The organism is Nonomuraea sp. NPDC000554 (assembly GCF_040300065.1).
In the GTDB taxonomy this organism is placed as follows: domain Bacteria; phylum Actinomycetota; class Actinomycetes; order Streptosporangiales; family Streptosporangiaceae; genus Nonomuraea.
In genome coordinates this window covers 187,200-206,176 of the sequence record NZ_JBEPDC010000019.1, presented here as the reverse complement: position 1 = coordinate 206,176, position 18,977 = coordinate 187,200, and the positions used below count along the sequence as shown (strand labels likewise).

The window sequence follows — 18,977 nt, the reverse complement described above, 5'->3', positions numbered from 1 at the left end:
CTCCGGGCCCATGTCGTGTGCAGGGGTTGTTTCCTTGAGCGGTGGTGAAGTCAGCGGTTGTAGGCGCGGGCCGTCACGTTCCCAAGACCATTACTTCCGTCCTTTGACAGGTAAACGGTTATCCCTTCGTCGTGGAGGTTGATCCACCCGCCACCCTGCCCGTAGGGGGCATCCTTCGCGCGTATGGAGTCGGCGTACACAGTGCCATGGGTGTTCGTCCCGCCCTGGTATACCTGCAGCCCATACTTGAGGAAGCTGATCCATCCGTCGTCGTTGTCTCTTCCCTGCACCCATTTGGTGTTGACGCCGTTGAGGTCGGCCTTGTCGGCGAACACGGTTCCCCATGCTCCGCCACCCTGGCGGACGTTCACCCCTTCTTTGGGGAAGCTGATCCATCCGTCGTCGGTGCTTCTTCCCTGTACCCATTCGGTGTTGACGCCGTTGAAGTCGGCCTTGCCGGCGTACAGGGTGCCCGGGTCATTGGAGCCGCGTGTGCGCCAGACTTTCACCCCGCCTGGGAGGAAGGTGATGTCTCCGTCGCCGTCCTTTAGCCCCTTCACATACTCGGTGGCTACGCCGTTGAACACGGTCTCGCCGGCGTACAGGGTGCCCGGGTCATTGGAGCCGCGTGTGCGCCGTACGGTCGCTCCGCCCTGGGAGAAGGCGACGGCTCCGTCGCCGCTGTTCGGTCCTCCTACCCACGGGGTGTCGATGCCGGTGGTGGCGGTGAGGGTTTCCAGGACGGGATTGCGCACCTGAACGGTCGTGGTGAGGAAGTGCTGCTGCTGAGTGTTGGGGTCGGTGGCGATGAGGATGTAGGTGGTAGCCCGCTTCGGGGCGTCGGGCGGTGACCAGCTGCCCCCGGAGACGGAGACGGGCTGTGCCGCGCCCGGGTACATGATCTCGTAGCCGAAGCCGGCGGTCTCCTCCCAGTGCAGTGTGAGCTTTTCACCGGCGTCCACCATGGCCTTGTCCGGATGGAAGTCGCGCGGCGCCGGGAGCTCCTTTGGAGCGGTCTTCACCAGCGCCACCGCCGCGAAGCTGGTTCTCCGGCTCCCGGTCTTGGTTCTGCTGGTGTTCTCGGTCACCGTCAGCACGGCCAGCCCGGCGGTGGGGGCGACGGTGACGTTCTCCAGCGTCAGCACCATGGAGTCGCCGGGGGCGAAAGGGGTTCCACTGATAGGGACGGTGGCCTGGAAGGCGTTGGAGCCCTGTGGTCCCGGCTGGACCTTCACCGACGACCGGGTGCCCGACCGGGTGCGGTACTCGCCCTTGGGTTTGATCTTGTTGAAGTCCGAGGTGAGGTCGCCGGCGCCGTTGCCAACGGGCACCTCCACCTTGATCGTGTCCCAGTACGCCGCCTGCTGCCCGGTGTTGGTGACGACCAGGTACACCGTCCCCGTGGACGGGGATCGCCCGGCCGCTGACGCCTCCAGGGGCGCCGGGTCGGTGAGGACGGTGTAGGTCAGCATGGTCATGGTCACGACTCCTTTTCTTGGAGGGCGGCGCGGGCCGATGGCCCGCCCGCGGCAAGAGGACCGGGCCGGGCAGGATAGGCGGCGACATGGGTGGCATATCCGAAACCCGCCTGTGACGCACCGCAGAAGATCACCTCTTTATCCAATCGCTCAGCGTTGGAACGTGACAAGATTGCTCAAGGCGGCCATAACAGGGCGGTTCGGCAATATCATCAGTGTCTTGACAAGCATGGGGATCATGCGTCACTGATCGTCCGTGAACTCCCGCCATTCCCATCAAAACCTTCGCTCCCTACGACGAGCCCGGCGGTAGGAACTGCGCTGCGCGCTCGTGCGTGAGGGCCTGGCAAACTGACGAAACGTTGCAGGGCCTCACAGGTCCTGACCGCGTATCCGACGGACACCGGTTCGCCGTCGCGGCCCTGGTGCTCGCGCCGGGGGACGGCGAACAGGCAGCGCCGGCAGGTGACCGCGCCGCGCCCGGGATCTCATCCGCTGACACCGACCATGCAGGGCCGGGCATGCGTTTCCCCGCCCAGCCAGCTCGATATAGCGACCAAAACTACGCGGTCACTGCTCAGGCTCGTGTCTCCTTCGGGGCGGCAGGGACGGGATGCCTAGGCTGACGACCGACCGGCTTCCCTGGCGCTCGGCCTCATCGCGTTTCGCGTGAAGGAAGGTGAGGGTCAGGTCGATGCCTTCGATCTCACCGATCCAGCCCCCCGCATCGGCGCGTTCGCGGCGTGCAAGGAGATCGGTTTCGATCTCTTCGAGACGGTCGAGCAATTTGGGGTTGACGTTCAGCATCGGGCAGCGGATACCGGCTTCTCTGAACTTTTGGGCCGTTCCGTCCCAAAGCCTCTGATCTGCAGCTCTGAAACCGAATTGGTGTAATCACAGCGAGATGTTCCGGAGAGCGAGAGCCGCTCCGCCTGCCGTCTCAGTATTGTGACTTCGCATGACCGACACCGAGATCGAGATCACCGCAGACCTGGTCCGCGACCTGCTGCAGGAGCAACATCCAGACCTTGCAGGGCTGACCATCCGCGAGGTGGCGGGCGGCTGGGGCAACCAGATGTGGCGCCTTGGGGACGAGTTGGCCGTGCGCATGCAGCGCATGGACCCCACCTCGGAGCTCCAGCTCAAGGAGCGGCGGTGGCTACCTGTGCTGGCCCCGCGCCTGCCGCTCCCAGTGCCGACCCCGGTGCGGTTCGGCGAACCGTCCGAGCGCTTCCCCAAGCACTGGACCGTGATGACATGGGTTCCCGGCGAGCCGCTGGACCACGGCTCGATCAGCCGCGGCGCCCACGCGGCCGACACGCTGGCGGGCTTCCTCAGGGCGCTCCATGTGGAGGCGCCCGCCGAGACCCCGGCCAGTTCGGACTTCGGCGCTCATCCCAAGAGGTGCACGGGCGGCTTCGAGCAGTTCTTGCAGGCCATTGACCCCGACGCCGTCGGCGATGTCCGCGCCGTCCGGGCCGTCTGGGCCGATGCCGTCGCAGCCCCTGAGTGGGAGGGCCCGCCGGTGTGGGTGCACGGCGACCTCCATCCCGCGAATGTCGTCGTCTCGGACGGAACGCTCTCGGGCGTGATCGATTTCGGTGCCTTGTTCGCCGGTGATCCCGCGTGGGACCTCGGCGCCGCGTGGGTGCTGCTCCCCGCGGGCATGGCCGCACGGTTCTTCGACGCGTACGCGCACGCGGACGAGGCAACGATCAGGCGCGCCCGCGGACTGGCCGCTATGAAGAGCCTCTTCCTGATGCTCATGGGGCAGAACGGAGATCGGGGCCTCCCCGGCGGCAAGCCGAACTGGGGACCTGCGGGCCGGGCGGCACTTGATCGTGTTCTGAAGGGCGTTTGACGCACGCTTCTTTGTACTTGTTCTCGATCTTGGTTGAGGGCCATGCGGCAGCCTGCCTTCGTGGGTTCATCGATGACCACGCGTGGTGGGGATGCCAAGGTCCACGGCCGCATGCTGCCCGTGGCCCCGATCGAGCTGGCGGAGCTTCTCCTCGACGCCAGCCAGACTGACCTGGAGACCTTCGACCTCGCCGAGCCAGCCTTCCCTCTCGGCCCCAACCTCCCTTAGGACCGCCAGGGGAGCAGCGCGGCTTCGGTCAGGCGAACGGCCCTCGCGTACGCGTACGATCCGGGGCGCGGGTATCGGCGAAGTGGCCCCGGCACGACGAGCGGACCTGGTACACGCCCAGGGGTGTCGGCGGCGGGAGCCGGGTCGTGCGGCCGATCAGAGACGGGTTGACGCGCGTCCGGGATCGGCCCCGAATCCCCTCAGCAGCGTGTCCACGATCAGGGTGGTCAGGGCGTCGACGTCTGCGTCGGCGGTTCCGCCCTGAGTCACTTCGTGGATGAGCGCGTAGTAGCAGCGCCGCGCCCACTCGACGTCGACGTCTGGCCGCAGGAGCCCGGTGGCCTGCGCGCGGCGGAAGAGCCGGTCGCACTTCTCCAGTACGTCGGCGTGCACCCGGGCGATCTCCGGATCCGTGACGCTCGCCGCCCGGTTCATGGCGAAGCCCCAGCCGATCTTGACACGGAGCACGTCCGCGGTGGCCCGGTAGAGGACGACCAGAGGCGGCGCAGTGTCGGACACCGCGCCGTCGACGGCGGCGGCGAACTGCTCGGTCGCCCATCGGGTCAGAGCGTCGATAAGCGCCTCGCGCGTGGCGAAGCGCCGGTGAACGGTGGTGCGGGCGACGCCGGCGGCCTCGGCGATCTGCTCCATGGTGGCCGTGGGATCGCTCAAGAGCACGCGTTCAGCGGCCTCCAGGATCGTGTGCATCGTCCGTTCCGCGTCGGCGCGGAGCGGCTTGCCGCCGATGCGGATGCGTTCATGCCGCGTTGTCACCCCAAAACACTACATCACGGTAGCCGCATCACAATAACTTGCAACATTGATGTTGCGTGTAATAGCTTTACTGCGTCATCAACGATGCAATGAGGGAGGCATGGAATGGACCTGCAGCTAAGTGGGCGGACCGCCGTGGTGACCGGGGCCAGCAGGGGGATCGGGCTCGCCACCGTCGCGGCGCTGATGGGCGAGGGCATGCGCGTGGTCGCGGCCGCGCGGACGGTGACGCCGGAGCTCAAGGAGCTGGGGGCGATCGCGATCCCGGTGGACCTGGGGGTGGCCGACGGGCCGGAGCGGCTGGTCGAGGCGGCGCTGGCGGAGCTGGGTGAGCTGGACCTGCTCGTCAACAATGTGGGCGGGGGAGACGGCGAAGCAGTGGGCGGATTCCTGTCCTTCGACGACGAGCAGTGGGCCGCGATCTACGGCCTGAACCTCTTCGCAACGGTCCGCACGACCCGGGCCGCGCTGCCCAGTCTGCTGCGGCGCGGCGGCGCCGTCGTCAACATCTCCTCGAACGGTGCGCGGATTCCACACGCCGGCCCGGTTCCGTACACGACTGCGAAGGCGGCCCTGACGGCGTTTGGGAAGGCCCTCGCGGAGGAGTTCGGGCCCCAGGGCGTTCGCGTCAACACGGTGTCGCCCGGGCCGGTGCGCACCGCCATGTGGGAGTCGCCCGACGGCTACGGCGCCCAGCTTGCCGCCTCACTCGGGCTGGCGCAGGAGCAGTTGGTGGCCGGGCTGCCCGCGGCCATGGGCATGACCACAGGACGACTCGTGGAGCCGGCGGAGGTCGCCGCCCTGATCGCCTACCTCGCCTCACCACTCGCGGCGAGCACCGCCGGAGCCGACCACATCATCGATGGCGGGGCGATCAAGACGGCCTGACAGGAGACGCAGGGGACGACGCGTAGGAGGCGAACGGCGGGTGCGCGAGTCTGCGATTCCTGGACGTACCGACGCTCGGGACCTGCACACGGCCTTCCATCAACTGGCGACGAAGGTCCACTTCACACTCCTTGATCACGACGTGGAGAGTCCTGATCAACCAGGTGAAGCACGTGCAGTTGACTGAGCGACAGCGGCCACGGTGACGTTAGCCGGGGGCGGGCTCGGGCATGCGGGAGAGCATGCGTGAACAAGCCGGCAACGCACCGCCTCCGCAGAGCCAGCCGTGTCCGGGGCGTTCGGGGGAGATGTCCCCTGGGCCACGCGACGAGATGCGTGACTACGTCGGCAGGGAGCTGCTCGACGGGAAGCGGGCGCTGATCACCGGCGGCGACTCCGGGATCGGCCGGGCCGTGGCCGTGGCCTTCGCCAAGGAGGGGGCCGACGTCGCGATCGCCTACCTGACCGAGCACGAGGACGCCAACCACACCAGGAAGCTGGTGGAGTCCGCCGGGCGGCGCTGTGTGCTGCTCCCGGGCGACCTGGGCGACCGCGACCACTGCGCGGCCGTGGTGGAGCAGGCGGTGACCGAGCTGGGCGGCCTGGACGTGGTGGTGAACAACGTCGCCCACCAGGAGTCCGTACGGTCACTGGACGAGCTGACCGACGAGCAGTGGGAGCACACGTTCGCGGTCAACATCCACAGCTACTACCGGGTCACCAAGGCCGCCTTGCCCTACTTGCGCGAGGGCGGCGCGATCGTCAACACGTCCTCCGTCAACGGGCTGCGCGGCAACGGGACGCTCATCGACTACGCGGCGACGAAGGGCGCGGTCAACGCCTTCACCTACTCGATGGCGCGGAACCTCGTCGACAGGGGCATCAGGGTCAACGCCGTCGCCCCCGGTCCGGTCTGGACACCGTTGATCCCGGCGACCCTTCCTGAGGAGCGGGTTGCGGAGTTCGGCGAGCAGGTGCCGATGGGGCGCGCCGCCGATCCGGACGAGATCGCGCCGTCATACGTCTTCTTCGCCGCCGAGCGGCTCTCGTCGTACTACACCGGGGAGATCCTCGCCCCGGTCGGCGGCGAGACGCTGCCCGGATGAGGGTTGACAGGTGTTAGGGGAAAGCTGTCAAGGGTCGTTGTCGCGCCTGGTAGGGGGTCTTCTCCTGAACGTGTCCCCAGCCGCCAAGTAGCTCTGCGTAGATCACGGTCGCCGTCGAGAGTGTTCAACTCATACGCCTGACCAGCGGCGACGTGGATGCTGTGCTGGTCAGCGCTGTCGGCGGGCGGGGTCTTGTTCCGCGAGAGCGGCGGCCACGGCTTCGGCACTGGGATTGACGTAGATGCCCAGGGTGCGCAGGTTCTCGTGACCGGACAACGCCATCAGCATCGGTGCCGACCATCCGTCCTCGCCCAGATGAGTCAGCCGGGAGTGACGCAGCCGATGCAGAGTGAACCCTTCGCCTGCCGGGTCGTAGCCCTTGGTGGCCTGCTTTGAAGAGGTACTCGGCCCGCTCGTACGACAGCCGGGCACGTCCGGTGTCAGGACACAGATCCGCCGCGGCGGGAGTGCGCGCGGGCCCGGGCCGTCGGTCGCTGAGAAACACCGGGCCGGTCCGGCGGCCGGCCAGGAGACGGGGCAGCAGCCGGGCGGTGCCGGACTGCCAGAAGATGAACGCCGTATCGCCGCCCTTGCGGATCACGCGGGCGCGCTTGTTGGCCAGGTCCAGACCGGCGATGTCCAGGCCAAGGATCTCCTGCGCGCGGGCGGCGCTTTCGTAGGCGAGATGCCAGAACGTCTTCTCCCGAAGGTCTACGTCACGGCGGGCCAACAGGGCTGGGATGCGGTGGCGGGCGATGGCCTTGGTCCGGTCGGTCGTCGCCTTGCGCCGCTCGATGAGGGCCGCCAGGTCGCCGATCGCCCATCGGCCGGTGGCCCAGGTCGTGAAGGAGCGGACCGCCGAGCGGTGGCGGTTCCAGGTGCGGGCGGCCAGGTGCGGCCAGACGGCGGCGAAGACGACGGCGACTCGCTTGGGCGTGACGTTCGTCAGCGGCGTCTGTGCGCCGAGCTCGGCGCACAGACGGCCGAGCGCCTGCCGGTAGGAGCGGACGGTGTTGCGATCCAGCTGCGGGCGGGCCAGGAACTCTTCCACCGCCTCGCCCAATGTCGGGCCGGAGACCAGCGAGGCGATCCGCGCCGTCATGGGCTTCTCCTTCGATGTGACAGGGAACGTGTCGCTTCGACCGTAACGGCGCGGCGGCGCGGCGCAGGTAAAACGGGTCGACCGGTTGCCGGTATGACAGGGAATGGGGCATTCCCTGTCACATTGGAACGGCCCTTTCGGGGGCCTCATCGCTGTCGGCGCCAAAAGGTTCTTAGGCACCGACAGCGATGATCTTCCCTACAGCCAGGGATCACCCCATGCCACGTTTCGAGCGGCACGGTAGACGTCGCGCTGCCGCTTGGACACGTTCTCCTCGCGCACCCCGTCCGCGCACAAGGTCAGCGTGACCAGGCCCTTGCGAGTACGCGGATGCCGAAGAACACGACTGCCCGGGAGTACCGCCGACCCGGACGTCGCGATGACATAGGAGAACTTCTCGTCCTCGAACCCCAGCTCCGCTGACTTGAGCCGGCGGTGAAGCCCGCTGCGGGGTAGACGAGCGGAGAAGTGACACCAATCGCCCCCTGAAAGGGGGCAGGAGGCAGAGTGCGGGCAAGGCGCCGCGATGCGCATACCGAGACTGATCAGCTGGTCGCGGGCGGCGAGAACGCGAGCATGTCCACCCGGTGTGCCGGGCTCGATGACAGCGACCATCCTGGCGTGTTCGGCCAGCCACCGTACGACCGGATCCCGCACAGCCGGTGGCAGCTCTCCCAGCACGTAGGAGAGCGTGACAAGATCTGCCGGCGGTCTGCTGAGATCGGTCCGAATTTCCGACCTCCGCCACATGGCGTTCCTGACCGCCGGATGGCTCGCCGAGACCGCGAGATGACGACCGAACTCGATGACGGCTGGCTCGCGCTCGATCACGGTGATGTGCCGCAGGGACGGCCAGATGGTGGTGGCCGCCCAGATGGCCGCGCCCGTGCCGCCGCCAACGTCCAGTTGAGTCACTGGTTGGAGATCGGGCACGCACGTGGCGGCCTGGGTGAGCGCCGCGGTGACCGCGGCGTAGGTGGCCGGCATGCGGGTGGCGGCGTAGGCGGCCACATCGGCCGCTGACCGAAGAGCCGGCTCGTGGATGGGCTGCCGGTAGCGTGCGGTGAGTTGGATGGCCGCCCGGGCCAGGTCCTGCTCGTGGTGACGAGCCGTCATGGTGTCCAGGGCGTGCCTGAGCTCAGCGGGAAGAGTGATCATCGCTTTCCCCGGGGCTCAGGCGGCGCGCAGCGGCCGCCAGGCGACCATGGCGATGGCGGTCATGACGGCAGTGGCTGCCCAGAACGGCGTGGTGATCGTCACCGCTTGGGCGATCAAACCGCTGAGCAGCGAGCCGGCCGCGGCACCGCTCACCTGGGTGAGTGCGTAGACGCTGCCGACCCGGCCGCGAAGTTCGTCTGGCACCGCCTGCTGGAACTGGGTAGCCACGATGATTCCCCAGTTCACGCTGTGGATGCCGAAAACGATCAAAATCCCAGCTGCGACCAGCGGCTCGGTCGTGGACGCGAGGATGGCATGCGTGAGGATCTCGACGATGAGGCCGCCACGGAGCAGCGTCTTGGCCCCGAATCTTTCTCTCAGCCGCGGAGCGAGGGCGCTGCCCGCCAGCCCGCCGACCCCGAACGTGGTGAGCAAGAGACCGTAGCCGACCTCGGTCAGCCCCAGCCGCTGCTGCGCGTAGAGCGCGAAGATCGCGAACGCGGCGCAGAAGGCGACGTTGGCCACGCCCATGGTCACCGCGAGCGTGCGCAGCAGCCGATGCCGCCACAACCAGCGGATCCCGGCCACGATGTCCTCGCGCACACTGTCGCCGCTTGTCGATCTGGCCGTGGGGATTCGGACGGCCGAGGTCAGTGCCGCCGCGACGAGGAAGGTCAGGGCGTCGGCCGCGAACGGCAGGGCCGCGCCGATGGCGAACAGCCAGCCGCCCAGCGGCTTGGCCAGGATCTGGTTACCCAGAATGCTGGTGGTCGCCATCCGGGAGTTAGCCCTGGTCAGCTGCTCGGGTGCGACGGTGGCGGGCACCAGCGCGGAGAAGGCGGTGTCGGCGAGGGTCTCACCGACGCCGAGCAAGAAGAACACGAGGTAGATGAGCGGGATGGAGGCGGTCGAGGTGGCGACCGCGGCGGCCAGGACGGCCAAGGCCAGCCCGCGCAGGATGTTGACCGCGATGATCAGGCGGCGGCGGTCAAGCCGGTCGACGTAGACGCCACTGATCAGGGCGATGATCAGCCAGGGCAGTTGCTGGGCGAAAGCGGCTCCGGCAACGAGCGCCGGCTCGCTGGTGAGCGAGGCGACGAGCAGCGGTCCTGCCGCCATGGTGATGCCGTCGCCGACGTTGGACACCGCCGAAGCGGTCCACAGTTTCGAAAAGTCCGCACCGAGCCGCGCGGACTTGAGGGCACGCAAAACAGAGCTCCTCAGCAAAGGAAACGGTCATGAGATCGGAGACCGCTTCGAAGCGAGGAGCGTCGACCTGCTGCTTAGCGGGCGCGCCCTCGCGTCGAAACGGTGACCGTGACCTTGTTCTGCTGCATCAGTACCTCCGGGGCGCGACCAATATCACGCAAAGGCTAGCTCACTTCTTCTCGGCCTACTTGGCCCGCCCTGTATCGACGATCACATGTCTGGCTCCAGCACGCTCCTGATGCTCGGGTCGGCTTTGCCGCAGCGGGTAGCCGGTGGCGTCCAGCTTGGCCAGCTCGGTGTCGACTTCGACGTGATGGCGCCGAAGAAGTTGACGGTCTCGTTGCGAGCCGGGGAGATGCGCGCCAGGGGCTTCGTCGTTGATGTAGCGGCCGGGTCCCTCGGCCCGCGAGGCAGCGTCAGGCGGCCAAGCCCAGATCCAGGTGAGTGTCCATGTCGATCTGGATGGTGCCGTACAGGTTGGCGTGCGACCAGAACAGCGGGGACAGGGCGCGCCGGTCGGCGTCGGTGAGCCGCGCGGCCCAGGCGGGGTCTTTGAGGACCGCTTGGACCAGGACCGTGTTCACGAACACGAGCGCCGACTGCAGCAGGTGCAGCGCGAGCATGGACACCTCCTGGTTCTCCCGGTCGGTGCCGCCGATGGTGCCGGCCTTGCCGTAGAACAGGTCGGCATTGGCCGAGTTCCAGTTCTCCACCACCTGCAGGCCCTCGTGGATCTCACGGCGCAGCTCCTCGGAGGCCATGTACTCGGCGATGAACACCGACTTCACCGCCCGGCCGAGTTCCTCGATCGCCCGGTAGGTGGGGTGCTTGGGGCCGCCACGGGTGAAGCGGCGCAACACCTGCTCGGCCTCGGCGGTGCGCAGCTTCAACGCGGTGGCGTACTTGACCATCTGGTCGTACTGCTGAGCGATCAGCTCCCAATCGATGGCGCGCTCGGCCACCATGGGCGCCAGGCAGGCCGGCACCGCGTCGCCGGCGTCGGCCTGGGCCATCTTCTGGTGGGCGATGTTCTTCATCCGCGGCAGCAGCTTGAACCCCAGCAGGTGGGCGAAGGCGAACCCGACCAGGTTCTGGCCATGGGTGTCGGTGTACTGCCGGTCGATCGTCGCGTCGGTGCAGTGCCGCAGCACGCCCTCGATCATCGCCGAGACCTCCGAGGCCGAGCAGGACTTCAGCTGGGAGTACACGCACACAGACTTGCGTTCGACGTGCCAGTAGATCATCACCCCGTAGCCGCCGTAGCGCACGTGATACTCGGTCATCAGGTTGGACGACCAGGACCCGAACTTCTTTGAGTCGCTCGCGCACGCGGTGCCGGTGCCCCACCAGGCCTCATCGCGGGTCCGCAATGTGGCGTTCACCAGCGTCGCGATCGCCTTGCGCAGGTTGTCGCGGTTGACGAACAGATAGCGGGTGGCCCGCAGCGCCGCCTCGCTCTCGCCGTGTTTGCCGCCGTCGGCCACCCGCTTGATCCCGATGTTGGTGCCGAGCGCGTACAGGACCAAAAGCAGCCGTTTGCGGATCACCTCGCGCGGAGTGTTCTCCCGGGTGGCCACGGTGGAGAAGTCGTCGGTGAAGTTCGTGACGAAGTCGGATTCCTTGAGGAAGTCCAGCAGGTCGATCACGCCCCACCGGGCCTGGACCTCGGCGTGCAGTGCGCGCAGGTTGTCGGGGGTCTTCAGTTTGCCCAGGTCCGGCACGTGCCAGCGGGGCTCGCCGCGGTAGGTGGTGACCTTGGTGCCGCCGGAGCGCTTCTTGGTGATGGCGGCTGCCGCCTGCGCCGCCGAGACGCGCATCGCCTCCTTCAAGGTGGCGATGAACTCGGCCGCATCCAGCGGCTGGCGCAGGTTCTCGTAGTGCACATCGCGGTTGTCCTCGAAGTCGGCCGGCAGGTCCTCTTCGGGGTTGCGCCAGCGGGCGGCGCCGTCGGCGTAGATCTCCCGGCGGCGCAGCGCGTTCCTCAGCGCCACCAGCACGCACAACTCGTAGGAAACCCGCTCGACCACCCCGTCGCCGTCCACCACCGCCTCCTGCCACCCGTCCGGGACCACCCCGGTGATGGGCACCTTGTCGAGGGTGTCGTAGCGGCGGATGCGGTTGGGTACGTCGGCGTAGCGGGCGAGCAGGTCCAGGGCGTCCATCACCGGCCGGTAGGCGGTGTTGTTGCACTTGAAGGCGATCGCGGCCAGCAGCTTGGGCAGCATCCGCCGGTAGTAGGTGGAATACGAGCTGGTCAGCACGGTGCGTACCCGTGCCTTGTACGCCTTGACGTCGGCTTTGGCCTCGACTACCAGCGCGCGCAGCGTCTCTTCGCTGACCGCGGGGAAGACCACCTTCCGGACCGGGTCGTCGGGAGCGCGTAGCGACGCCTCGGCGATCGAGTACAGCTTGGCGGTCTTGCCGTGCACCTTCTTGGCCTCGGCATACATCGCCTGCTCGACCCGCCGCTCGGCTTTGGCGTTAATCTTCGAGATCAAGCCGATCAGCAGGTCCACCAGCGCGTCGGTGATCTCCGCGGTCCGGCACCAGGCCAGCGCCGCCACCAGCGTCAGCCGCACCGGCTCGGGGTTGGCGGCGAAGTCGGAGGGATGGGAGGCCATCGCCCGCGCCCGCCAGGCGGACACCAGCTTGTCGGAGAACCCGCCGAACAGGTCCGCCGGCAACCCCAGCGCCTTGGTTCTCCGCAGCTTAACGATCTCCTCCAGCAGCGTCTCCAGCCCCAGCCGTCCCGGATCAGACCTCAGCTCGGCCAAGAACCCGTCCGCGCCGGTGGCCAACTCCGCCAGCGCCGCACTCGACTCCGCCGACAGACGCCCCGTCACCTGCTGGCAGAACGCCCGCTCGAACCGGGCGCGGCTGCTGCGCACGATCCGCTCGGTCCGGCCCGGCGGCTCGATCTTCAGTTTCCGGCAGCGTGCCAGCATCGCCGCGCGCAGGCCCTCATCGGTGAGCACCATGGGGCAGATGTCGCTGGCCAGCCATTCGATCAGGGCCTCCTCATCGGCCCGGGTCGCCTCGCGAAATCCCAGCGCGCTGCGGATCTGGGCCCGGTGCCGCTCGATCGACCGGCCCGTCCAGTCGTACAGGGCCAGCAGCTCCGGCTCGACCTTCACCTGCCCGGCCATGTAGTCCACCGCGGCCTTGGGCAGTTCCCCGACATGCCGGGGGAAGCGGGCCTCCAGCTCAAAGAACTTCAGCATCAGGCTGAAGCCCAGCCGGGTCGCGCCAGCCTTGTTCGACACCAGCTCCCAGTCATCGTCCAGCAGCGTCCAGGCCGCGATCAGTTCTTCTGGTTCCCACTCCCGACGCACCAGCGCGCTCCCTCGTCCGACCGGTCCCCGAGATCGGGAAAACCGTCCAGCGTCGAAGGGCTGCTACGCGCAGGTATGCCTGACTCGTGACGGTCACGAACCGCAACCGTGATCTATCGCAGAGCTACTTGGCGGCTGGGGACACGTTCAGGAGAAGACCCCCTGGTAGCGTCTCCGTATCACTTCACAAGACGCACATCCGCATAGTGAGACGCCATGACAGCAACCCCCACGACAGTGGCGCCGAGCCGCACCAGGATCGCGGCCGCCAGCCTCATCGGCACGGCGATCGAGTTCTACGACTTCTACATCTACGGCACGGCCGCCGCCCTGGTGCTCAACACGGCGTTCTTCCCCGACATGGACCGGCTGGCCGGCAGCCTGGCCGCGTTCTCCACGTTCGCCGTGGCGTTCATCTCCCGGCCGCTCGGTTCCGCCGTCTTCGGCCACTGGGGCGACCGGGTCGGGCGCAAGTCCATGCTGGTCGTCTCGCTGCTGGTGATGGGGCTGTCCACGGTCGCGATCGGGCTGCTGCCCGGGTACGCGGCCATCGGCGTCGCCGCGCCCGCGCTGCTCGTGCTGCTGCGGTTCACCCAGGGCATCGGGCTCGGCGGGGAGTGGGGCGGCGCGGCGCTGCTCGCCACCGAGCACGCGCCGCCCGGCAAGCGCGGCCTGTACGCGATGTTCCCGCAGCTCGGCCCGTCCGTCGGGTTCATCGTGGCCAACGGCCTGTTCCTGCTGCTCGGCGAGTTCCTCAGCGACGGCCAGTTCGGCAGTTGGGGCTGGCGGCTGCCGTTCGTGGCGAGCCTGCTGCTCGTGCTCATGGGGCTGTACGTGCGGCTGAAGATCTCCGAGACCCCGGTCTTCCAGGCCGCCATGGACCAGCACCGCATCGCCAAGGTCCCGTTCGCCGGGCTGATGCGCCGGCAGTGGCGGCGGGTGCTGCTCGGCGCCGGCGCCATGACCATCGCGTACACGCTCTTCTACACCGCCACCACCTACTGCCTGGCGTACGGCACGGCCACGCTGAAGATCCCGAAGACGACCATGCTCGGCCTCACCATGATCGGCGTGGTGTTCATGGCGGTGGGCACGGTGTTCTCCTCGATGGTGTCCGACCGCTACGGGCGCCGCCGCACCCTCATGACCGGGACAGCGGTCGCGGCCGTGTGGGGGCTGGTGATGTTCCCGCTCATGGAGACCAGGTCCACCTTCCTGGTCGGGCTGGCCCTGGCCGGGGCGCTCGCGCTGATGGGGCTGGTCTTCGGCCCGATGGGTGCGTACCTGCCCGAGCTGTTCAGGACCGAGTTCCGCTACAGCGGCGCCTCGGTCGCCTACAGCCTCGGCGGTGTGCTGGGCGGCGCGGTCCCGCCGCTGGTGGCCACCAGCATGCAGGCGAGCGGGCTCGGGGTACTGGCCGTCGGGATCTACGTCTCGGCCATGGCCGTGCTCAGCCTGCTCTGCCTGCTCGCCCTGCCGGAAACAGGCGACGAGACCCTCTGGACGACGTCCGGTCAGTGATCGGGCGGCCGGCCGGTGGCACTGCCCGCAGTCGCGGCCTCACGCACGCGCGCGAGGCCGCGCCCGCAGTTTCCTGGCCCGCGCGTCAGGCGCGGAGCGAGCGCTGGGCGACCACGGCCCGGCACATCCCGGGGTCGTCGCAGAACGCGCCGTCGATGCCGAGGTCGGCGAGCTTGTTCAGCCAGCCCATCACGTTGCCGGTGGCGCGGGAGAAGACCGGGCTGGCCGGGTTCCCCAGCCGGTAGTCCGCCGGGAGCTGGGAGTTCTCGTTGCGTACCGTCCAGACGTGCACGCTGAGGCGGCTGCGGTGCGCGTCGTCGACCAGCGTGGTGGGAGCCTGGAGCTTGCCGTCCGGGCCGGTGGGGACGACGCGGCGGGTGTCGACGCCGATGCCGTTCGCGTACGTGGCGACCTCCCGCAGGCCCTCCGGCTTGACCAGGTCGTCGTAGGTGCGGGTGCTGCCGGCCGCGACCCAGTCGTAGGGCGCGCCGCCGAAGGTGACGAGCTGGATCAGCGGGAGTCTGGACTTGGAGCGCAGGTCGCGCAGGTTGGCGGTCTCGAACGACTGGATGAACGCCTTGCGGACGTGGTACTTGTTCAGCACCTCGAGCAGCGGCTCCTCCAGCGACAGGCCGATGGAGTCGAAGTAGGTCGGGTGCTTGGTCTCGGGGTAGACGCCCACGCCGTGCCGCTGGGCCAGCTGGACGACCTCCTCGAACGTCGGGATCTCCGCCAGCCCGTCGAACGCCGCGTTGTCCGGCCGCAGGTCGGGCACCCGCTCCTTGGCGCGCAACGTCTTCAGCTCGGCGAGCGTGAAGTCCTCGGTGAACCACCCGGTTACCGGACGCCCGTCGATCGTCTTCGTGGTGCGCCGGTCGGCGAACTCCCGGTGCGCCTCGACGTCCGTGGTTCCGCCGATCTCGTTCTCGTGCCTGGCCACCAGCACGTGGTCCTTGGTGGAGACGAGGTCGGGCTCGATGTAGTCGGCGCCCAGGGCGATGGCGGCCTCGTACGACAGCAACGTGTGCTCGGGCCGGTGGGCGCTGGCGCCCCTGTGCCCGATGACGACGAGGTCCTGGCCGCGGCGGTCGGCCGTGGCGGGTTCGGTTCTGAACAGCACGACACCTAATGTGCCCGCGGCCAGCACGGCCATCGCGCTCGCGAGCAACCTGCGCATCTTCATGCGCGGCACCGTAGAGGGCGCAGGTGGCCCGCGGGTTACGGGAAGGCGCACGCCGTCGGGCGCCCGGCCGATCGGCCGGCGCGTCGGCGCTATCGGGTGTCCATGAGGCGGTTCTCCCAGGCCCAGGCGGCGATCTCGCCCCGGTTGCGTACCCCGAGCTTGGCCTGGATGCCCGATACGTGGCCCTTGACGGTGCTCAGCGAGATGAACAACTCGGTGGCGATCTCCTGGTTGGTGCGGCCCCTGGCGACGGCCCGGACGACCTCGGTCTCCCGTCCGGACAGCGGCTGCGCTGGTCCGCGGGCGGCCGGTGCCCCGGCGGCCGTGAAGTGGCGCAGCAGTCGCACGGTGACCGACGGCGAAACCAGGGCTTCCCCGGCGTCCGCGGCCCGGACCGCCTCGACGAGCAGAGCGGGGCCGGCATCTTTCAGGATGAAGCCGACCGCCCCGCCACGCAGCGCGCCGTAGACGTACTCGTCGAGGTCGAAGGTGGTGACCACGATCACCCGGAGCGGGTCGGCGACATCGGGGCCCGCCAGGGCGCGGGTGACCTCGAGGCCGCCGAGGCGGGGCATCTGGATGTCCACGAGGCACACGTCCGGGCGCAGCCGCCGGGCCAGCTCGACCGCCTCGGCGCCGTCGGCGGCTTCCGCGACCACGCTGATGTCGGGCTGGTCCTCGAGGATGATCCGCAGGCTGCCGCGCACCATCGCCTGGTCGTCGGCCAGGAGGACCCTGATGGTCATCGGCGCTTCCTTTCGGGGACGGGCAGCGTGGCGAGCACGGACCAGCCGGCCCCGGCGCGCGGGCCGGCACGCAGCGTGCCGCCGAGGGTCTCGACGCGCTCGCGCATCCCGACCAGGCCATAGCCGCCGCGATGGTGGTACCGGGCCGGGGCCGGAGGCGCGTCGTCGAGGACCTCGACGGTGACGGCCTGACGCTCCTCGGCGACGCTGACCGTGACCGAGCGGGCGTGCGGGGCGTGCCGGGAGACGTTGGTCAGCGACTCCTGGACGATCCGGTACACGGTGCTGGTCACCTCGGGCGGCCACACCGGTTCGTCGGCAGGCAACCGCAGGCGCACCGCGAGCCCATGCCCGCCGAACCGTTCGACCAGCTCGCTGAGCCGTTCGGGGCCCGGCGTGGCGGAGGCCGAGTCGCCGGCGTCGCGCAGCAGGCCGACGACGCGGCGCGTAGCGGCCAGCGCGTCGGAGCCGGCGGCCTCGATGTCCGCGAGGGAGTCGTCCACCTTCTCGGGGTGCTTGCGTGAGATGAGCTGGGCGGCCTGGGCTTGGAGCACGATGCCGGTGACGTGGTGGGCGACGACGTCGTGCAGCTCCCTGGCAAGCCGCAGCCGCTCGTCGCGGCGCACCTTCTCGGCGATGGCCCGGCGGCGGGCGTCGAGGAACCGCGGCCACAGCCCGATCGCGAGAGCGGCGAGCCATGCCGCGCCGTTCAGCACGGCCACGACCGAGCGAGGGAAGGACGCGAGGGCGCCGGCGACCACCGCGAGCCCTCCGGTCGCGACGGCGCAGGCGGGCAGGACCGGGAGCGCTCTGACCGCGGAGCCGACGAGCACGAACAGGCCCAGCGCCATGGCCGGGCCGGGCTCGCTGGGCAGATGGGCGAGCCGGGCGACCAGGACGGCCGCCGCCGCGACGGCCAGGCCCGCGACCGCTGCCCACGCCCGGTCGCGTCGGCGCACCAGAGCGAGCGCGGACACCACCACCCCGGCGGCGCAGCCGAACTGCCAGTACTCGCCACCCCAGCTATCCGCGATCTGGGACGCCTGGAAGGCGAGCGCCGCCGCGAACACGGCGCCGAGCCCGACGTCGGCCGCGATGTCGGCCCGCCCGGCCAGCCGATCCCGAACAGTCACACCGTTCAGGTTAGGAGACCCTCACCCACGCGCTGAACCGGCCAAAAGTACCGTCTCGGACGGCGCCAACCCTGCTTTCGACCCGTGCCGGCATCGCGGCCGGGCCCCCACGATGAGGCCCATGCCACCTGAAGCCTTTCCCTTCCGCGATCCAAGCCGAGCGCCTGACCAGACGTTTCGGCAGCCTTCCGGCTCTGACCGGCCGGCGTCCGAACGTCCCGTGGGGCCGGGGCATCGGCTTGCTTCACTCCCAGGCGACGCCCTGGGAGGCCCTGCTACGGCCTCCCCTGGCCGGCCGCGTATCGCCGCGCTCGACGTAGTGCGCGGCTTCGCGCTGTGCGGGATCCTGCTGGCCAACATCCAGCCGATAGCCAACGCCGGCGGCGCCGTCGTGTCGGGTACACCGGGGGACGCATGGATGGGGCTGTTCGTCGAGCAGCGCTTCTTCCCCATCTTCTCCCTGCTGTTCGGTGTCGGGTTCTCGCTGCTGCTGGGCTCCGCCGCGGACCGCACCGCTCGCCCGCGGCTGCTCCTGCTGCGCAGGCTCCTGGCACTGCTCGCGCTCGGCCTGGCGCACCACTTCCTGCTATGGCAGGGCGACATCCTGACCGTCTACGCCATCGTCGGCCTGGTGGTGCTGCTGCCCTCGACCTGGCTGCCGCGGTGGGCCGTGGCCGGCCTCGCCGCCGTTCTCCTGCCGACGGCGTTGATCGTCAGTGGCGGTTTCTTCGCGCTGGTCCCCGGGCTGTTCCTGTTGGGCTCGGCGTTGACCCGGTACGGGGTGATCGACCGGATCGAGCGGTCGACCCGGGTGCCGGCCGTACTGGGCCTCGTCCTCGCGGTGGCGGCGGCGCCCGTCCTGTGGGTGCAGGCCGGGTCGAACGCCGACGACCAGGGCTTCAGCCTCGCGCTGGCCGTGGCCGGGTTGCTGCTCGCCGGGGGGTACATATGCGCCCTGCTGATCCTGCTCAGGACGCCGCTCCGATCCGCGCTGCAGGCCGTCTTCGCGCCGCTGGGGCAGATGGCGCTGACCAACTACCTGACCGCCACGATCCTCGTTCTGCTGATCAGCCGCGTCGTCGGCGACTCGCCGGACAGCTGGTCCCTGACGAGGGTGTTCCTGATCGCCGGCGCCGTCCTCACCGTCCAGTGGGTGTGGTCCACCCTCTGGTTGCGCCGATACCGCCAGGGCCCCCTCGAGTGGCTCTGGCGCTGGGCCACCTGGGCCCGCCGCCCACCCTTGCGCCGCACCCCCTGA

16 protein-coding genes are annotated in these 18,977 nt (G+C 69.1%); 6 read left to right on the top strand and 10 right to left on the bottom strand.

The window, feature by feature from the left end; all coding sequences use genetic code 11:
- Positions 1–50 precede the first annotated feature (50 nt).
- Positions 51–1,478, bottom strand: a complete 1,428-nt coding sequence (locus tag ABT294_RS32185; RefSeq protein ID WP_350810061.1) for a hypothetical protein — start codon at positions 1,476–1,478, stop codon at positions 51–53.
- Between the two features lie 570 nt (positions 1,479–2,048).
- Positions 2,049–2,285, bottom strand: a complete 237-nt coding sequence (locus ABT294_RS32180; protein ID WP_350810060.1) for a recombinase — start codon at positions 2,283–2,285, stop codon at positions 2,049–2,051.
- 151 nt (positions 2,286–2,436) lie between these two features.
- On the opposite strand from ABT294_RS32180, the gene ABT294_RS32175 reads away from it, so the two are divergent.
- Both ABT294_RS32175 and ABT294_RS32170 read left to right on the top strand, forming a co-directional pair.
- On the top strand, positions 2,437–3,339 hold the full coding sequence (locus tag ABT294_RS32175) for an aminoglycoside phosphotransferase family protein (RefSeq protein WP_350810059.1): 903 nt from the start codon (positions 2,437–2,439) through the stop codon (positions 3,337–3,339).
- A gap of 72 nt (positions 3,340–3,411) precedes the next feature.
- The gene (locus tag ABT294_RS32170) at positions 3,412–3,567 is read left to right on the top strand and encodes a hypothetical protein (protein ID WP_350810058.1); all 156 of its coding nucleotides are present in this window, start codon (positions 3,412–3,414) and stop codon (positions 3,565–3,567) included.
- A 156-nt stretch (positions 3,568–3,723) separates the two neighbouring features.
- On the opposite strand, the gene ABT294_RS32165 is transcribed toward ABT294_RS32170, so the two are convergent.
- On the bottom strand, positions 3,724–4,341 hold the full coding sequence (locus tag ABT294_RS32165) for a TetR/AcrR family transcriptional regulator (protein WP_350810057.1): 618 nt from the start codon (positions 4,339–4,341) through the stop codon (positions 3,724–3,726).
- A gap of 105 nt (positions 4,342–4,446) precedes the next feature.
- Here ABT294_RS32165 and ABT294_RS32160 point away from each other — a divergent pair, with 105 nt between their 5' ends.
- Positions 4,447–5,229 (top strand): SDR family NAD(P)-dependent oxidoreductase, encoded by a 783-nt coding sequence (locus ABT294_RS32160; RefSeq protein ID WP_350810056.1) that lies wholly within the window; start codon positions 4,447–4,449, stop codon positions 5,227–5,229.
- Positions 5,230–5,537: 308 nt separating this feature from the next.
- Positions 5,538–6,335: an SDR family oxidoreductase gene (locus ABT294_RS32155; RefSeq protein WP_350810055.1), complete on the top strand. Its 798-nt coding sequence runs from the start codon at positions 5,538–5,540 to the stop codon at positions 6,333–6,335.
- 124 nt (positions 6,336–6,459) lie between these two features.
- Here the strand turns inward: ABT294_RS32155 and ABT294_RS50900 are convergent, their stop codons facing one another.
- From ABT294_RS50900 to ABT294_RS32130, 4 genes are all read right to left on the bottom strand, one after another.
- On the bottom strand, positions 6,460–7,437 hold the full coding sequence (locus ABT294_RS50900; protein WP_502912175.1) for a tyrosine-type recombinase/integrase: 978 nt from the start codon (positions 7,435–7,437) through the stop codon (positions 6,460–6,462).
- A 198-nt stretch (positions 7,438–7,635) separates the two neighbouring features.
- Positions 7,636–8,595, bottom strand: a complete 960-nt coding sequence (locus ABT294_RS32140) for a small ribosomal subunit Rsm22 family protein (protein ID WP_350810054.1) — start codon at positions 8,593–8,595, stop codon at positions 7,636–7,638.
- A 15-nt stretch (positions 8,596–8,610) separates the two neighbouring features.
- Positions 8,611–9,804, bottom strand: a complete 1,194-nt coding sequence (locus tag ABT294_RS32135; protein WP_350810053.1) for an MFS transporter — start codon at positions 9,802–9,804, stop codon at positions 8,611–8,613.
- Between the two features lie 416 nt (positions 9,805–10,220).
- The gene (locus ABT294_RS32130) at positions 10,221–13,136 is read right to left on the bottom strand and encodes a Tn3 family transposase (protein ID WP_350810052.1); all 2,916 of its coding nucleotides are present in this window, start codon (positions 13,134–13,136) and stop codon (positions 10,221–10,223) included.
- A 216-nt stretch (positions 13,137–13,352) separates the two neighbouring features.
- Between ABT294_RS32130 and ABT294_RS32125 the strand changes: the two genes are divergently transcribed.
- A complete protein-coding gene (locus tag ABT294_RS32125; RefSeq protein ID WP_350810051.1) occupies positions 13,353–14,657 on the top strand; it encodes an MFS transporter in 1,305 nt (434 codons plus the stop codon).
- An 85-nt stretch (positions 14,658–14,742) separates the two neighbouring features.
- Here the strand turns inward: ABT294_RS32125 and ABT294_RS32120 are convergent, their stop codons facing one another.
- The 3 genes from ABT294_RS32120 to ABT294_RS32110 form a co-directional block, all read right to left on the bottom strand.
- A complete protein-coding gene (locus ABT294_RS32120) occupies positions 14,743–15,840 on the bottom strand; it encodes a glycerophosphodiester phosphodiesterase (RefSeq protein WP_350810050.1) in 1,098 nt (365 codons plus the stop codon).
- Between the two features lie 89 nt (positions 15,841–15,929).
- Positions 15,930–16,586: a response regulator gene (locus ABT294_RS32115; protein WP_350810049.1), complete on the bottom strand. Its 657-nt coding sequence runs from the start codon at positions 16,584–16,586 to the stop codon at positions 15,930–15,932.
- A complete protein-coding gene (locus ABT294_RS32110) occupies positions 16,583–17,719 on the bottom strand; it encodes a sensor histidine kinase (RefSeq protein ID WP_350810048.1) in 1,137 nt (378 codons plus the stop codon). Before ABT294_RS32110 ends, ABT294_RS32115 begins: the two co-directional genes overlap by 4 nt.
- 319 nt (positions 17,720–18,038) lie before the next feature.
- Here ABT294_RS32110 and ABT294_RS32105 point away from each other — a divergent pair, with 319 nt between their 5' ends.
- Positions 18,039–18,977, top strand: a complete 939-nt coding sequence (locus tag ABT294_RS32105; protein WP_350810047.1) for a DUF418 domain-containing protein — start codon at positions 18,039–18,041, stop codon at positions 18,975–18,977.

Bases quoted from the DNA above. Each gene is read 5' to 3' on its own strand.
- ABT294_RS32185 (WP_350810061.1), bottom strand. From the start codon at position 1,478: ATGACCATGCTGACCTACACCGTCCTCACCGACCCGGCGCCCCTGGAG.
- ABT294_RS32180 (WP_350810060.1), bottom strand. From the start codon at position 2,285: ATGCTGAACGTCAACCCCAAATTGCTCGACCGTCTCGAAGAGATCGAA.
- ABT294_RS32175 (WP_350810059.1), top strand. From the start codon at position 2,437: ATGACCGACACCGAGATCGAGATCACCGCAGACCTGGTCCGCGACCTG.
- ABT294_RS32170 (WP_350810058.1), top strand. From the start codon at position 3,412: ATGACCACGCGTGGTGGGGATGCCAAGGTCCACGGCCGCATGCTGCCC.
- ABT294_RS32160 (WP_350810056.1), top strand. From the start codon at position 4,447: ATGGACCTGCAGCTAAGTGGGCGGACCGCCGTGGTGACCGGGGCCAGC.
- ABT294_RS32155 (WP_350810055.1), top strand. From the start codon at position 5,538: ATGTCCCCTGGGCCACGCGACGAGATGCGTGACTACGTCGGCAGGGAG.
- ABT294_RS50900 (WP_502912175.1), bottom strand. From the start codon at position 7,437: ATGACGGCGCGGATCGCCTCGCTGGTCTCCGGCCCGACATTGGGCGAG.
- ABT294_RS32140 (WP_350810054.1), bottom strand. From the start codon at position 8,595: ATGATCACTCTTCCCGCTGAGCTCAGGCACGCCCTGGACACCATGACG.
- ABT294_RS32125 (WP_350810051.1), top strand. From the start codon at position 13,353: ATGACAGCAACCCCCACGACAGTGGCGCCGAGCCGCACCAGGATCGCG.
- ABT294_RS32120 (WP_350810050.1), bottom strand. From the start codon at position 15,840: ATGAAGATGCGCAGGTTGCTCGCGAGCGCGATGGCCGTGCTGGCCGCG.
- ABT294_RS32115 (WP_350810049.1), bottom strand. From the start codon at position 16,586: ATGACCATCAGGGTCCTCCTGGCCGACGACCAGGCGATGGTGCGCGGC.